Consider the following 15,139-nt stretch of genomic DNA (forward strand, 5'->3'; position numbering starts at 1 on the left):
TCGTCCTACGTGATTGATTTTCGAAGAAACGGCATTCGATAGATCAACCAGTTATAAGCGTAGGAAAGGATCTGTTAATTCTCAAATATATAATTTAAATGAAGTTTTGAGAGAACTTACAAAGTGCCTTGAGATTTAGAATGACTAAATGTTAATTGTTTGTAAATAGTGCAATTCATGGACAATTTGGTGCATCAGAACAATCAATAGAAGAGTGAACAATACAAAAGAATAAAAAGTTGTTATTAAAACTGTCATTAGCTGAGCAAGGTGAAGTTCAGTAAAAATTCAAACAAAAATTATTTGTGATACCGAAACAGGGTGATGAGCTTGCCCCATTTTTGGTAGCATGGTCTACAACAGCTAATTAGAGTAATCATGGATTGAAATGCGATATTTTCCTCTGTTCTTAGATTTAATTAATAAACCCGTTCTCGTCGTGGGTGGCGGTGAGGTGGCAAGCCGAAAGGTGGAAGCGTTGCTAAAGGCTGGGGCGGATGTGACTATCGTTTCTCCGACGTTGGTTGATTTTCTGTCTAAGCTTGCTTCTGAGCATCAACTGCGCTGGGTACAACGTTTCTATTCGAGTGACATTGTCACTAAAAACTTTGTTCAAGTGTGGGCGACGACAGACAATCCTGAGCTAAATCACCAAGTGTACAAAGATGCCAAAGAGCTAGGCATCTTGGTTAACGTTGTGGATGATAAGCCTTATTGTGATTTCATCACGCCGTCTATGATTAATCGTGGCCGCATCCAAATCGCTATCTCTAGTGGTGGAGCTTCGCCAGTTTTAATTCGAAACATCCGTGAAAAACTTGAATCGATACTGCCACAAAACATGGGGTTGATGGCGGATTTTGCTAACTCAAAGCGAAACTCAATTAAAGAGGCGCTGCCTAGTGTCGATTTACGCCGCAAGTTTTGGGAGCAATTCTTCTCGAATCCCGAGGTGGAAAACGCGCGAGATAATCGTGAGTTAGAAGCAATTTACCAAGCGACCATGGCAACACCCTTAGATGAAAAGGGAAGTTGTACTTGGGTTCATGTTGGGAAAGATGTTGAGATGTTGCCAATAAAAGCCGTACGCTATATGCAACAAGCGGAGCTGGCTCTGTACTCAACTCGATGTGAAGCGAATGTGTTAGAACTAATACGAAGAGATGCAGAAAGAGAAGCTTTCTCGAGCGCTGCTGAGCTTTCGGATATGCTGGCCAAGGCTAAAGCTGAAAAGCTTCGAATTTGCGTGTTCATACCACAAGGAACGAGCGAATTCGTATTGCTGCAAGGGCAGGACTTGGTTATCTAGCAATGCCAAATGCTAAAAGTGGATACGTAGTTCGTTACACAAAAGCCAATAAAAAACGCCAGCGGATTATGCGCTGGCGTTTTTACTTACTTCTCAGATTGATTAATCACGGAAGTTGTTAAACTGGAATGGGATACCCATCTCTGCTTCACGAATCGCTGCCATTGTCGCTTGCAGGTCGTCGCGTTTCTTACCAGTAACACGTACTTTGTCGCCTTGAATAGAAGCTTGTACTTTTAACTTTGCGTCTTTGATAAGTTTCACTACTTTTTTCGCCGTTGGAGTATCAATACCTTGACGGAAAAGCAGAGTTTGGTGCCAGTTTTTACCAGTAACGTCTGGGTCTTGTGCATCCATTGCGTTCGCGTCAATGTTACGCTTCGCTAAGTGGCCGCGTAAAATGTCGCGCATTTGCTTAAGTTGGAAGTCACCTTCCGCAGACATTTTTACGTTTTCTTCTACTAGCTCAAAGCTCGCATTTACGTTGCGGAAATCGAAACGAGTAGACAATTCACGGTTAGCGTTATCAACGGCGTTACGTAGTTCAACCGTATCGATTTCAGAAACAATATCAAACGATGGCATGAAGATTCCTTGATTATTTTGTTATAGGGACTTTCGGGACTTAACAGCGCTTGCCAGCATATCTAGCATTGTAGCAGTGTCTTCCCAACCTAGGCATGGATCTGTAATAGACTGACCATACGTTAGGTTATTGATGTCAGTCATTGGCTGATTGCCTTCAAGAATAAAGCTTTCAGCCATGATACCCGCAATACGAGTGCTGCCTGACTTAATTTGGTTACAAATGTCTTGAGCTACGTCGATTTGTTTTCTGTGTTGCTTCTGACAGTTTGCATGGCTGAAATCCACAACCAAACGTTGTGGCAATCCAAACTCAGCTAAAGCACCACATGCTTGTTTGACTGATGCTTCATCAAAGTTAGGGCCTTTTTCTCCACCGCGCAGAATAATATGACCGTAAGGGTTGCCACTTGTGCGGTAAACCGTCATTCGACCGTTCTTATCTGGCGAGTAGAAGTAATGCGATGCTTTCGATGCGCGAATTGCATCAATTGCAATTTTTACGTTGCCATTTGTGCCATTTTTGAAACCAACTGGGCAAGATAGTGCCGACGCCATTTCACGGTGAATTTGTGATTCCGTTGTGCGAGCACCAATCGCGCCCCAAGTGATCAAATCCGCGATGTATTGGCCAGTGATCATATCAAGAAACTCAGTAGCAGTCGCAAGACCAAGCTTGTTGATATCCAGTAGTAGTTTACGAGCTTTATGAAGACCAGCTTCAAGTGCGTAAGAACCATCTAGGTTAGGGTCCGTAATCAAACCTTTCCAACCAACTACTGTACGAGGCTTTTCAAAGTAAGTACGCATCACGATAAACAGTTCGTCTTTGTACTTGTCTTGGATTTCACTCAGGCGAGTGGCGTAATCAATGGCAGCTTCAGTGTCGTGAACAGAACACGGACCTACAATCGCAAGAAGGCGATCGTCTTCACCCGATAAAATGTTTTCAATCTGACGACGAGATTGAGCGATACGGTCTGCAACGTCATCCGTAATAGGATGTACACTACCTAGCTCTGCTGGGGTAGGCATTGGACCCAAAGGTTGGGTTCTCAATTCATCTGTTTTTATAGGCATGTTATAGCTTTATTCTCTATTGCGAAGGGGTAAAGATAACGGAATTACAGGCAGGAATAAACCGTTTCACGGGAATCTTCGCCAGGAAATACCGAATTGTATACAAAGGTGTAGGTATTCATTTAAATGACTTATGTATAAATGACAAAACTTGATCATTAAATCAATATATATACATTTGAATTTATAACCATTTTATCTATCTCGCTGTAAGGTAACCTAAGTAACTGCGATAAACTTCATACCTCACGGGTGACACCGTCACTTCCTGAAGGTTAAATAACTCGTGAGATCGACTTTTGTTAACATTTCTTTGACATCTATTTCTTTCGTTGATTAACTGGTCTGACTAGATTGGTAAGGAGACCAAAATGTTATCAGCTCTACGTCGTGCGAATTTGTATCTAAATCTGTTTGGCTTTTCAAAAGTGCCGCTGATTTGGCTTTGCCACCCTAAAATCATTGCGATAGATAGCAAGCATGTTGAGGTTCGTATCCCATTGCGCAGAAGGACGAAGAACCACCTGAATAGCATGTATTTCGGCGCTTTAGCCGTTGGCGCTGATGTTGCTGGTGGTTTTCTTGCTATGAGTAAAGCGCAAGAAAAGGGAGAAGCGATCTCGCTAGCATTTAAAGGTGTGAAAGCCGAGTTTTTAAAGCGCCCGGAAGCCGATGTGCACTTTGTTTGCAATGATGGTCATGTCATTGATGAGATGCTCGAGCACACCTTGGCAACGGGTGAACGAGTAAATCGTGACGTAAAAATTGTCGCGCTGTGTCCTAACTTACATGGTGACGAGCCAATGGCTGAATTCTCGCTTACTCTTTCGATAAAAAAAGCAGCCCAACAAAGAAAAGAGGCTGCCTAGTGGTTTGTGGCTCGCTTGTTTAAAGGTTGTGGCTTAATTGAGTTCAATCTTCTCGATAGAGACGATTTTGGAGCGATTTAAGACCACTTTCCAGCGGTAATAAACAGGCTCATCGGTGTGGTTGTCCTCTTTGACAATCACATTGAGCAAATGACGTTTCTCTACTGACTCTTTGGTTACTTGACCTTCATTTAAACGGTAAACTCGGTTTGAGCTTTTATCCATCAAGCGGATGATAGGGCGCAAACTGATGTTCAATGTTTCTCTCGTTTGTTCGTAACCACTCAAGAAAAGAGAGGTCGCCATTTCGGTTTTCTCGTGATAATGAAGAATCTGCTCTTCACGTTGCACGACGCGTTTTTTACGTATTCTTTGAATCTTATCCGGCAAGCTACTTAAGGTACGATAATCGAGCCACTCCAATTTTTTGCCAACCACTTTTTTCGTCGTTGGATCAACATACTTCTTACGCCATTTTGGCTTGCCTTTACGGATCCATCGCCACATGGCATCGCGTAAATCATCTTTAAAGATTTCTCGTAAAGCGTAAATAAAAGACATCGCGATAATGAATGAGGCAGAAATTTCCCCCAGATAATCGCGAGCGAGAATCACTGTCGAGGTCACGACAACCATCACTAAACCGGTTGCAATACCTTTGATAGCGCGCTTAATGTTGTTACCCATCGATATGGTTTCTTCACGAAGCACGATAGGGTGTTCAATCAATCGCCTTAGCAAGCGCATTTTGTTAGATAGGCGAGTAACGTCTTCAACGACTCTTGATGAGTTGTATTTGTTGAGTTTACGATGGGCTTGCTCTTTCTCACATAGCGTGATCAGACGCTTTTTGATCGTGCCATAGTCGCCTTCACGTGGTAGATGGGCCACCAGTGACAGGAACTTTTGCTCGGTATACCAAGACAGATAGTTATCGATGTTAACGTAGTAGCGTTTTAAGTTCTCTTCATAAGGAATAGAACGCCGCAAGCGCTTTAAGATCTCAAGCGTGAGCTCGATAACTTCGTCCACTTCATCTTCCGTTACGGAGTTGTTCTCATGCTTGTTTAAACTTGCTACCGCTTTGTCTAGCGCGATAACGTATTGGTAAGCGAACAAACTCAAACTTACTCGGTATTGCTGATTCGACAGGCGTCCACGTTTGGCAAGTCGACTGTGTACTAGCGGAAGAAGGATTTCAGTACTGTAATAAGATCGTTGCTGTGTGATTGAGGTGTAATAAAATTCGGATTCACTGATGATATCGGCGTTTAAACCAAGCTCACCAGGTATAAAAAAGTAAATATCTAGGTCGACACTTTTGCTCTTTGCGAGTGCATGACTGATTTTTAATGTTATTGAGTCTTGTTTATCGACGGTGACCAAAGAAAGCTCCTGACTTTGCTAAAGCATTCTTAACTTATGCGTTCCGTTGAGCAGGTAAGTATAAGAGTGCTAAAAGAGTGACTGGGGCATATAGCTGAACGACAACAGCATAACAGAGCACTATGCTTTTCTCTCTGATTTTCTTGTTAGTTTAGGTATAATTCCACGTAAATTTAAAAAGAGACAAAATCAATGATTAAAATTGGTCAAATTAACAGCTTAGAAGTCATTAAAAAGGCTGATTTTGGCGTATTTCTGGATGGCGATGATTACGGTTCTGTTCTACTACCTAGTAAGTATGTACCAGAGGGTACTGAAATTGGTGAGTATGTAGACGTATTTCTGTACTTCGATTCAGAAAGCCAACTTGCTGCGACCATTGAAAGACCAATTGCCCAAGTGGGTGAGTGGGGTTTAATGAAGATTGAGGGTGTGAATGCGACAGGTGCTTTTGTAAATTGGGGCATCAAAGAAAAGGACTTACTGATTCCTTTTAGTGAGCAACGCACTCGCTTCTCTGCCGGACAAACCATTTTAGTGTATGTTTATACCGACAAAGCGTCAGGTCGCATTGTTGGTACGACTAAGTTCAATAAATGGTTAGATAAAACTCCAGCGAATTATGAAGTTAACGAACAAGTTGATTTGATCATCGCAGAGCGTAGTCAACTTGGTTATAAAGCTATCGTTAACGGTAAGCATTGGGGCATGATTTTCCCATCGGATGTTTTTGGTAAGCTTTACATCGGTAAAAAGCTGAAAGGCTTTATTAAGCACATTCGTGAAGATGGTAAAATCGACCTTGCTCTACAAAAAGTAGGTGTGGCGAAAATGGACGATCTTTCTAGTAAGATCCTTGACCTGCTAGAGAAGAAAGGCGGATTTTTGCCTTTGAATGACAAGTCGTCTCCTGAAGCGATTTTTGATGCTTTCCGCACAAGTAAAGGGACTTATAAAAAGACCATCGGTGGCTTATACAAGCAGGGTAAAATTGTCATTGAGAAAGACGGTATTCGTCTAGCGTAGTCCAAACTCACGTATAGCGGATCTACAGCCAAAAAAACGGCCCAAACTTTTCCTTTTTTTGGGCCTAGGGGAAACGGCTCCGCAGAGCCTGCGCTAAACTTGTCCAACAATAATTTTGTTGGTGAACATAGAGAGAAATGCCACATCAAAGCATTACTTTGATACAACTAGTTTAGTACAGCGTGTCCGGATCGCTAGCGAGCCCACTTGCTTTCATACTTACGAATTAAAAAGCCATCGCAAATACGATGGCTTTTCATTTATTTATGGTTCGTTTTACGTCTTTTAAAATAAGTTCTTATCTCGTACTAATTCGCGAGGGAGACCATTCTTTATTCGGTTGCTTACCCACTTGCCAAGGCCAATAACTGCGCCTTGATAGGTGACAAGCACTTCGCCTTTACCTGTTTTCATTCCCTCAGGAATGGTTTGTGGGCGAACATCACGCCCCATGTACCATTCGCGCGCTTCTTCAATACTGAGTTCAATGGCGTTGCTTTCAGAACCTGTCGCCAGGGCAGTCGCGACTTGGTGTTGCCAACGGTAGCCATTTTTATGTGCTTCCGCGATCTTTATACCCATACGGGAGAAGCGTAATTCGCCGATCATCGCTTCTAAAGCATTAGGGAATAACCAGACATCTTTATCGCGAAGCCATACAGAACTGTCATTTGGAAGTTTAATACCTAACGCGCTTTGGAGTTGTTGAGCAATTTCTGTCGATTCTTTTTTTGAAGTTTTAGCAAAGGGGAATTTCCCCATGCGCTTTTTGACTTCTGGCGCCTCAACAGCAGCCTGTTTGCGAATTCTTGCAACAAAGAACCCTTCACAGTCGTAGACCTGCGGGAAAATATGCAAAAAGCCTTCTTCAGTTAGAGCTGCCTCTGCGTTTTCAAACAAGTTCTCAAGGCTTTCAAACTCTACAGCATCCCCAAAGGTTTCTTTCAAGTGTTGACAAACTTGTTGGTTTTCTTCTGTACTGAGCGTACATGTTGAGTAAACCATCACACCACCGGGCTTTAATGCATGGAAGGCGCTTTCAATAAGATCTTTCTGTGTGTCAGCGATGTCGAGTACGGAAGCTTGCGTCCAGTTTTTCATCGCATCTTCGTCTTTGCGAACGGTGCCTTCTCCAGAGCAAGGCGCGTCGAGCAAAACCGCATCAAATTGTTCTGGTAGCCAACCGCCAAAAACGCGCCCATCGAAGTTACTTAGTGCGGCGTTACGTACTCCACAACGTTCCACATTAGCGTGCAGTACTTTTACACGACTTGCGGCGTATTCATTGGCCACAAGCACACCTTCGTTGTTCATTAAAGCTGCAATTTGAGTGGTTTTTGAGCCTGGAGCGGCTGCGGTATCTAACACGGCATCGTAAGATTCATCATTCATAAACAGAGCAGATACCGGCATCATCGAACTGGCTTCTTGAATGTAGAATAAGCCAGACATGTGTTCTGCTGTGTTGCCTAATGGTACAACTGACTCGTCCGCTTCAATCCAAAAACCTGTGTCACACCAAGGCACGGGAGAAAGCTTCCAGCCTTTTGCTTCTGTTCGTTCTAGAAACGCTTCAACACTGATCTTCAACGTATTAACTCGAATACTTTTGCGCAGTGGCTTTTGGCACGACGCGATAAAGTCTTCCATGTTGAGGTGAGCAGGAAGAATAGTTTGGATTTTTTCCAGAAACGCGTCTGGGATGTAAACATTAGGATGCAATGTGGGATCTCGTTTGCAGAATTTGTGGCAAATAATATACGAAAGCGAAGCAGAAACGAATAGTGACAAGGGCCGAGCAATAAAAAAGAGCAGCGATTGCTGCTCTTTTAAAATGATCAAACTTCAATTGTACGTGAATTGAGCTTTATTCTACGGCTTCGGAATTGCTGTACGCCATTGAGTCCAACCTTCTTCAGCTTGTGGATACAAAAAGAAAGATTGCCCACTCTTTGCCGCTGGTGGAATAGTCGATTGCTCTGGCGTTGAAAACGCAATTCCTCCGCGAACTAAACTATCAAAGGTTCCCGCTTTGATGTTAGCGCCGGTAAGCCCGATGGAAACATCTACTCCTGAAACATTCCAGAACACACTGTTTTGACGAACGAGGTAAGCATATTCAGGCTGTATTTTGATAGTCGTGACGATGCGATCAGCAAATTCTCCTAGGCTTACGTCGGTCACTTGGCCAACTTCCATCTGGCGGTAAAGAATAGGGGTACCGACTTGTACTGAGCCTCTTTGTTCACTTTGTAACGTAAACATGATTCCATGCACGCGTTCTGAACTATTTTCTAATTGAAAATCAAATTTAGCTTTACCTTTACCTGGTTCAACACTGATGGATTTCGACACCAACGCCCCGAGGTTTTTAACGCCACCTAAACCAATTTCTGGTTCAGTTAGCCAAAAATGTGAGCCTTCAACTGCAATGTTTTCTACGTATTCAGGTAGGATCCTTGCAGTGACTTCAACCATGTTACGACGAAAATTCGGTACAACCAGAGTGATTTCACCAACTTTAACACCTTGATATTCAATCGGCATTCCTTTAGCAATCTCTTGCGAACCGTCGGTTTCTAAAGCAATGACGCGCCCAAACTTGCGAGCGGTTTTTTGATCAGAATACAGCTTCCAGTTTTCTCCGATTTTGTTTTCAACGCCTGGTACGGAGTCAAAAGCGATGCCACCTTCGATTAACGACTTCAAAGGGTGCGCTTTCACACTGACGCCAGCTAATGATGCATCTATCTCAATCCCTGAACGATTCCAAAAAACGGTTTGTGGCGTTACAAGATAAGCGAAGCGGTTTTCGATAGTAGCCTTAATTAGTACTCCGCCATCAACTAGTTGGAAATCGGAGACGTTACCAACTGGAAGATTACGATAGAGTAGAGGGCTGCCTTTGGAAATCGGCGGCAATTCAGAAGCAAATAGTGTTAGCGCCCTAGAGCCACTTTGATTGTACTGCGCCAATTCAGCCAATGATTCATTTTGGAACAGTTGATACTCTTTTTGAATATCCTGCTTGCCTTCGCTCACAAAACTAATTGACCCGGTTAACAACTGCTTTGCTGGAGGAACGGTAACGCTGAGCCCCGATTCAGTTAACTCTGCTGATGCACTGCCGGTTACATAAAAACGATTGTTTGATTTGATCAGATGTTTGTATTCATGGTCAATCAATACATCCATAAATACTTCGTGTTGTGATTTTTTATCTTCCTTAACTAGGCCCACTTTGATGATTGAACCAACAACGATGCCTTTATAAAGTACATTGGCACCGCTATCTAGGCCAAACGAATTGTCGGACACCAACCGAATCGCGATAGACTTTTCTTGCTGTTGGTTAAACACGTTTTTACGAATCGCAGTAAAGCGGCGAGAGCGTTCACCCGCGCCCGGTACGATCGTTAAGAAGTTTCCTCGCACTAAATTAGCAATGTTTTCAACACCAGAAAGGGACACCTTTGCTTCTTCTAAGACAAATCGAGTACCTGTCGTCAGCATGTCACTAAAAGCGGGTTGAATTGCCGCTGACGCCAATATCACTTCTCGGCCTTCGGAAAGGCTCAAGTCCGTAACTTGGCCAATTTCGATTCCGCGATACATAATTGGAGCGCCTTCTCCGCTGATCTTGCTGTCATCAGGTAGGACGATTTTAACCGCGATGCCTCGACCAGCAGTTTTCAAATCTTTATACAAACGGAACTCGGTGTTCTCTTCTACAGGCTCACCATCATCCGGAGAGTCGACGGCGATGGCGCCACCTAGTAAGGCACTCATGCTTTCTAGTCTTACATCGACACCTTCAAAACCGATGCTGGCACCAATTCCACTGACGTTCCAGAATCGACTGCGGTTGTTAATGATATGTCGGTATTGATCCTGAATGTTGGCTTGAATAGTGATAGATTTTGCATCTTCATCTAGCTGGTAACTGTACACTTCACCGATTGGGATTTTCTTATAAACAATTTGAGAGCCAACCGATACACCACCTAAATCACGGCTTTTGAGCTTAATATTCAAACCTTGAGAAACGCGTAAATCTGTTGGGGCAGAGTCTAACGCATGGAATGTTGTCTCAAACTCTTGACCATCTCCGGGTTGAATCGAGATGTAGTTACCTGAGACGAGCGCATCCAGTCCGGAAACTCCCGTTAGGCTAGCTGTTGGTTTTACTAACCAAAAGCGTGTTTTATCGTTCAGTAACTTTGCAGCTTCAGGATAGATATCAGCATCGACATAAATACTGCCGAGATCTTCGGTGAGGTTAATGTCTCTTACCATGCCGACTTCTAATCCTTGGTAACGGATAGTGGTTCGGCCGGCGACAAGACCAGCGGCATCAGAAAAATAGATTTGCACTCGTTGTCCTGCATCGTGTATCGACTTCACAACAAGCCAGCCAGCTAAGACCATGGTCAAAATTGGCAACAGCCAAAGAGGAGATATGCCTTTACTCCGCTTTACATCTGGTACGTATGACGTTTGAGAACTGTTCTGATCACTCATTCATTGACTCTTTTTCTGATTGTTTTGGGCTTGTTTGGTCCCAGATTAGCCTTGGATCAATACTTTCTGCTGCAAGCATGGTCAATACAACGACAACACCAAATGCTACCGCGCCATATCCTGGTGTGAAATCCAGTATCTGACCACGATCGACTAACGTCATCATGATAGAAATAACAAACAAATCCATCACAGACCATTTACCGATCCATTTAACAACAAAGTAAACCATCATTCGTTGTCTCTTAAACACCGAACGTTTGAATTGGATGCAAAGCATGATGTAGGCGAGCCCAAGTATTTTAATCACCGGGACAACGATACTGGCAACAAAAATGATCGCAGCGATTCCATACATGCCGCTTTTTACCAAACCAGCCACGCCTGAAAAAATAGTGTCCTCCAAACGCTTACCATTGGTAAGCAAGATGGAAATAGGGATCAGGTTAGCAGGGAAGATGGCGACCGTTGCTGCGATGAGGTAAGCCCATGTTTTCTGAATGGAGTTTGGCTTGCGATGATATAACTCGTGATGACAACGCTGGCAATGGTCACCTTCAGGTTGGGACAAGTGGCATTCATGGCAATGCACATCTTTATGCTCAAAAGCATATAAACTTTCTGGCTTCCAAGCTTCCCAATAACGACGGACGCTGATTCTTGAAACTAACAAAACGGTAAATATCTGCAAAAGAACCAGACCAATTAACCCTGGACCGACGAAAATGTCGGAATAATCTTGGAGTTTAAAACAGGAAATGGCGATGCTAACTAAGAACACATCCAACATAACCCAATGCTTCAAATGTTGAATTAGCCACAGTGAGATACGAAGCCCACGGAACCATCGTTGATGTAAAGAAATATGTGCCGTTACCACTGAAACACAAACCGTCAGTGGCGCAAGAGAGCTACAAAATAGAATGAGCAATGAAAGAAGAACAAATCCTTCTTCCATCAATGTGATCATCCCTGAAGGTAGGGTTGCCGGAATCATCACACCAAAGAGTCGGATGCTAATAAAGTTAAAAAAGTGCGATGGAATAAATAGTAGGATGCAGGTTATCGCGACGGCTAGATTACCAGAGAGGCTAGGGCTACCTCCGCGATATAATTGTGTACCACAACGAGGGCAGTGTGCATTTTTGCCATGGGGTAAGTCGACGATGTCGACAGGCAATTCACAACCTTGGCACAAACGTACGTTATTGGGTTGCATGGCGTGCTTAGACAGAGAGGTCATAACGACCTCTCTAGCTTGAACGATTTAAGCGTGGGACTGTATGCCCCCATATAAGGTTTGATATAAGCCTTCTTGCTCAACTAACTCACCATGAGTACCTGTTTGCGTCACTTTCCCATCTTCAAGCACGTAGATCAAATCGGCTTGTTTAACAGCGGACAGTCGGTGCGCAACGATTAATGTTGTTCTACCACGTAAGAACTCGGTCAGTGCTTTGTGTAAAGCCGCTTCAGTAGCGGTATCTAGCGCAGACGTGGCTTCGTCTAAAATAACAAATTGAGGATTACTCAGCACCATTCTAGCAATGGCCAGCCGTTGTCGTTGACCTCCTGACAAACGAATGCCATTACGACCAACTTGAGTATCCAAGCCGTGGTTCAGTTGAGAAATAACATCTTGCAGCTGAGCCACTTCAAGCGCACGCCAAAGTGACATTTCGTCAAAATCCCCACCAAGCGTTAGATTATGCCTCAAGGTGTCGTTAAATAGTATAGGTTGCTGTAATACCACGGCAATTTTGTCGCGAATTACTTCAAAACCAATATCTTCTGTTAATTCATCATTAAAGCGAATGCTACCGGAGTTTTGACGGTAAACCCCAATAAGTAATTGTATCAAGGTTGACTTACCACCGCCGCTTGCACCAACTAACGCCACTTTCTTTCCTGCCGGCATATGTAAAGAAAGATTATCTAGGACTTTGTTTTCATTATTGTAAGAGAAATTAATGTTTTCTACTTTAACATCAACTTCTCTACCTTCTTTGAAAGGATTTACCTTAGAAACCGGTCTCTGCTCTTCTTCTAACTCTAATAAGTCGTTGATGCGTTTTAATGCCGCTTTAGCGCTATACCAAGAAAACTGAATCCCAAGCAACTCTTGAACAGGAGACAGCATGAACCATAGGTAACCAAAAACGGCAAATATTTGGCCAATAGTAAGGTCACTGAACATGACCATTAACATTGCTACAGCTCTGAATAATTCAAAGCCGATCAAAAAGAGAAGGAAAGATACGCGACCAGCAGCTTCAGATTGCCAAGCATACTTGTCTGCATCAACGCGAACTTGGTTCGCACTGTCTTTGAGTTGCTGGAGAAATTCTCGTTCTTTATTGGCCGCGCGTAGTTGGTAGATTCCATCTAATGTTTCAACTAAACGGTTTTGGAAAATTTCAAAAGAATGATTTTCCTTCCGTTTCAGATGTTTAACCATACTGCCTAGTTTACGTGAGAAGTAAATGACAATAGGGTTAACTAACAGGATAAACAGACCAAGTCGCCAATCGAGCCAAAGTAGAACGATAGCAGTACCAATAACAGTCAGAAAACTGATAACGAATTTTGCTAACGTAGAACCAATAAATTTATCAATGGTCTCAATGTCAGTGATAAGGTGTGCGTTGATTCCTCCGCTACCTTTGGTTTCGTATTGTCGGATGCTGATACGGCCGAGTTTGTCGATCATTTTACTGCGCATCTCAAACGTGATGGTTTTTGAAACAAGCGTAAATTGTCGGCTTTGAAGGATATTTAATCCTTGGCTCGCAGCTCGCATAAGAACAACCAAGAACAGGGTGAAGAAAATATAGCCTGTCGGAGTGTGCCACGCTTCAGGGAGAATGGCATTCATGGCATCTAAACCTTTTGCAGGTTGGTCCAATAAGACCTCATCAACCATCAAAGGCATGAGGAGGGGAATTGGAACACTAATCAAGGTTGCAAGCACCGCTATCAAGTTCGCTATGATCAGCTTGGACTTGTGCTTTTTTACTTGTGTTATCAACCAAGAACGGCTAATAGTGTCATTTTTCAGAAGCATTGTAATTGAGAATAAGTCCTATTATAAAGTAGGGCTGCATTTTAGCGCCATACATTGAGAATGGAAGCTTTTATAGTAAGTAGGAAGTTAATATGAACTTAGAACAATACCAAAGACTAACCAAACAAGCTGTTGCTCTAATTGAGTCTGAACCAGACTTTATTGCGAACCTAGCAAACTTGAGCTCATTGCTTTTCATGGAACTTGACGATCTTAACTGGGCAGGCTTTTACCTAACAAAAGGTGAAGAGCTTATTCTTGGTCCGTTCCAAGGAAAACCAGCTTGTGTTCGTATCCCAATGGGTCGAGGCGTCTGCGGTACTGCTGCACAAACTAATACTATACAAAGAGTATACGACGTTCACGAATTTGAGGGGCATATTGCGTGCGATGCAGCGAGCAATTCAGAAATTGTGATTCCATTTTCTATTAATGGAAAGGTGGTTGGTGTACTTGATATTGATAGTCCAAGTATTGGCCGATTTAATGAAACAGACGAAGAAGGTCTCACTCATTTCATGGTTGAAGTAGAAAAGCTGCTTAATTCACACGCGAACGACGCATAAATTAGCCTTCGAGTGTGGTTTTTCCTTGGCATGTCACTATAATACGAGAATATTTTTTCTTAATGCTCGCGGAAATCCGCTCAAATCAGGACCCCTCATGACTGAAAAGTTAAAAAACAGCAAAGAAGTTATTGCATATATTGCTGAATGTTTCCCTAAGTGCTTTACTTTAGAAGGTGAAGCAAAACCTCTGAAAATTGGTATTTTTCAAGATCTTGCGGAACGTCTAAATGAAGACGAAAAAGTAAGCAAAACACAGCTTCGTGCAGCGTTAAGACAGTACACTTCATCATGGCGTTACCTACACGGTGTAAAACCAGGTGCAGTACGTGTAGACCTAGATGGCAACCCTTGTGGTGAGCTAGAAGAAGAGCACGTTGAACACGCGAAAGCGACACTTGCAGAAAGCAAGGCGAAAGTTCAGGCTCGTCGTAAAGAACAAGCACAAAAAGCTCGTGAAGAGGGTAAGGCGAAAGCGAAACCTGCGGCTAAAAAGCCTCAACAGCCTCGTCGTACTAATAAACCAAAAGTACAAAAACCAACTAAGCCTGTAGAAACGCGCGCTCTAAATGCTGATGAAATCACAGTAGGTAACGCAGTTAACGTGAACATGGGCAAAGGAAACATGGCAGCGACCATTGTTGAAATCAATAAGGATGATGTACGTGTTCAACTTGCTAACGGCCTACAAATGGTTGTGAAAGCGGAGCACTTGCGCGCATAAAGGAGATAC

At 43.1% G+C, this 15,139-nt stretch carries 12 protein-coding genes; 5 read left to right on the forward strand and 7 right to left on the reverse strand.

The features are described from left to right. The first annotated feature begins 388 nt into the window (after positions 1 to 388). Entirely contained in the window at positions 389 to 1,309 is a 921-nt protein-coding gene (locus R7Q39_RS15070) for a bifunctional precorrin-2 dehydrogenase/sirohydrochlorin ferrochelatase (protein WP_005377406.1), read from the forward strand. A 102-nt stretch (positions 1,310 to 1,411) separates the two neighbouring features. Here R7Q39_RS15070 and R7Q39_RS15075 read toward each other — a convergent pair whose 3' ends face one another. Further along, positions 1,412 to 1,894, reverse strand: a complete 483-nt coding sequence (locus R7Q39_RS15075; RefSeq protein ID WP_005377415.1) for a YajQ family cyclic di-GMP-binding protein — start codon at positions 1,892 to 1,894, stop codon at positions 1,412 to 1,414. Positions 1,895 to 1,915: 21 nt separating this feature from the next. Next, the gene (locus R7Q39_RS15080) at positions 1,916 to 2,974 is read right to left on the reverse strand and encodes a 3-deoxy-7-phosphoheptulonate synthase (RefSeq protein ID WP_318076417.1); all 1,059 of its coding nucleotides are present in this window, start codon (positions 2,972 to 2,974) and stop codon (positions 1,916 to 1,918) included. A 371-nt stretch (positions 2,975 to 3,345) separates the two neighbouring features. On the opposite strand from R7Q39_RS15080, the gene R7Q39_RS15085 reads away from it, so the two are divergent. Next, positions 3,346 to 3,843, forward strand: coding sequence for a DUF4442 domain-containing protein (locus R7Q39_RS15085; protein ID WP_005377418.1), 498 nt, complete (start codon positions 3,346 to 3,348; stop codon positions 3,841 to 3,843). 33 nt (positions 3,844 to 3,876) lie between these two features. On the opposite strand, the gene R7Q39_RS15090 is transcribed toward R7Q39_RS15085, so the two are convergent. Further along, positions 3,877 to 5,229, reverse strand: a complete 1,353-nt coding sequence (locus R7Q39_RS15090; protein WP_005377421.1) for a hypothetical protein — start codon at positions 5,227 to 5,229, stop codon at positions 3,877 to 3,879. A gap of 192 nt (positions 5,230 to 5,421) precedes the next feature. On the opposite strand from R7Q39_RS15090, the gene R7Q39_RS15095 reads away from it, so the two are divergent. Further along, entirely contained in the window at positions 5,422 to 6,255 is an 834-nt protein-coding gene (locus R7Q39_RS15095; RefSeq protein ID WP_054576876.1) for a S1 RNA-binding domain-containing protein, read from the forward strand. A 285-nt stretch (positions 6,256 to 6,540) separates the two neighbouring features. On the opposite strand, the gene rsmF is transcribed toward R7Q39_RS15095, so the two are convergent. From rsmF to R7Q39_RS15115, 4 genes are all read right to left on the reverse strand, one after another. After that, a complete protein-coding gene (rsmF, locus tag R7Q39_RS15100) occupies positions 6,541 to 7,977 on the reverse strand; it encodes a 16S rRNA (cytosine(1407)-C(5))-methyltransferase RsmF (RefSeq protein ID WP_170890642.1) in 1,437 nt (478 codons plus the stop codon). A 150-nt stretch (positions 7,978 to 8,127) separates the two neighbouring features. After that, positions 8,128 to 10,776, reverse strand: coding sequence for an MlaD family protein (locus R7Q39_RS15105; RefSeq protein ID WP_017634276.1), 2,649 nt, complete (start codon positions 10,774 to 10,776; stop codon positions 8,128 to 8,130). Beyond that, positions 10,769 to 12,019, reverse strand: coding sequence for a paraquat-inducible protein A (locus tag R7Q39_RS15110; protein WP_005377429.1), 1,251 nt, complete (start codon positions 12,017 to 12,019; stop codon positions 10,769 to 10,771). Before R7Q39_RS15110 ends, R7Q39_RS15105 begins: the two co-directional genes overlap by 8 nt. 24 nt (positions 12,020 to 12,043) lie before the next feature. Next, positions 12,044 to 13,840: an ABC transporter ATP-binding protein gene (locus tag R7Q39_RS15115; protein ID WP_033905326.1), complete on the reverse strand. Its 1,797-nt coding sequence runs from the start codon at positions 13,838 to 13,840 to the stop codon at positions 12,044 to 12,046. A gap of 92 nt (positions 13,841 to 13,932) precedes the next feature. Between R7Q39_RS15115 and R7Q39_RS15120 the strand changes: the two genes are divergently transcribed. Both R7Q39_RS15120 and proQ read left to right on the forward strand, forming a co-directional pair. After that, a complete protein-coding gene (locus R7Q39_RS15120) occupies positions 13,933 to 14,406 on the forward strand; it encodes a GAF domain-containing protein (protein WP_017634278.1) in 474 nt (157 codons plus the stop codon). Between the two features lie 97 nt (positions 14,407 to 14,503). Continuing rightward, positions 14,504 to 15,130, forward strand: a complete 627-nt coding sequence (gene proQ / locus R7Q39_RS15125) for an RNA chaperone ProQ (protein WP_005377435.1) — start codon at positions 14,504 to 14,506, stop codon at positions 15,128 to 15,130. Positions 15,131 to 15,139: the final 9 nt, after the last annotated feature.

Origin of the sequence: Vibrio sp. 947 (genome assembly GCF_033339115.1) — a bacterium.
In the GTDB taxonomy this organism is placed as follows: Bacteria; Pseudomonadota; Gammaproteobacteria; order Enterobacterales; family Vibrionaceae; genus Vibrio; species Vibrio alginolyticus.

What these genes read in the sequence shown, in the direction of transcription:
- R7Q39_RS15070 (WP_005377406.1), top strand. Translation starts at nt 389, where the DNA reads ATGCGATATTTTCCTCTGTTCTTAGATTTAATTAATAAACCCGTTCTC.
- R7Q39_RS15075 (WP_005377415.1), bottom strand. Translation starts at nt 1,894, where the DNA reads ATGCCATCGTTTGATATTGTTTCTGAAATCGATACGGTTGAACTACGT.
- R7Q39_RS15080 (WP_318076417.1), bottom strand. Translation starts at nt 2,974, where the DNA reads ATGCCTATAAAAACAGATGAATTGAGAACCCAACCTTTGGGTCCAATG.
- R7Q39_RS15085 (WP_005377418.1), top strand. Translation starts at nt 3,346, where the DNA reads ATGTTATCAGCTCTACGTCGTGCGAATTTGTATCTAAATCTGTTTGGC.
- R7Q39_RS15095 (WP_054576876.1), top strand. Translation starts at nt 5,422, where the DNA reads ATGATTAAAATTGGTCAAATTAACAGCTTAGAAGTCATTAAAAAGGCT.
- R7Q39_RS15105 (WP_017634276.1), bottom strand. Translation starts at nt 10,776, where the DNA reads ATGAGTGATCAGAACAGTTCTCAAACGTCATACGTACCAGATGTAAAG.
- R7Q39_RS15110 (WP_005377429.1), bottom strand. Translation starts at nt 12,019, where the DNA reads ATGACCTCTCTGTCTAAGCACGCCATGCAACCCAATAACGTACGTTTG.
- R7Q39_RS15115 (WP_033905326.1), bottom strand. Translation starts at nt 13,840, where the DNA reads ATGCTTCTGAAAAATGACACTATTAGCCGTTCTTGGTTGATAACACAA.
- R7Q39_RS15120 (WP_017634278.1), top strand. Translation starts at nt 13,933, where the DNA reads ATGAACTTAGAACAATACCAAAGACTAACCAAACAAGCTGTTGCTCTA.
- proQ (WP_005377435.1), top strand. Translation starts at nt 14,504, where the DNA reads ATGACTGAAAAGTTAAAAAACAGCAAAGAAGTTATTGCATATATTGCT.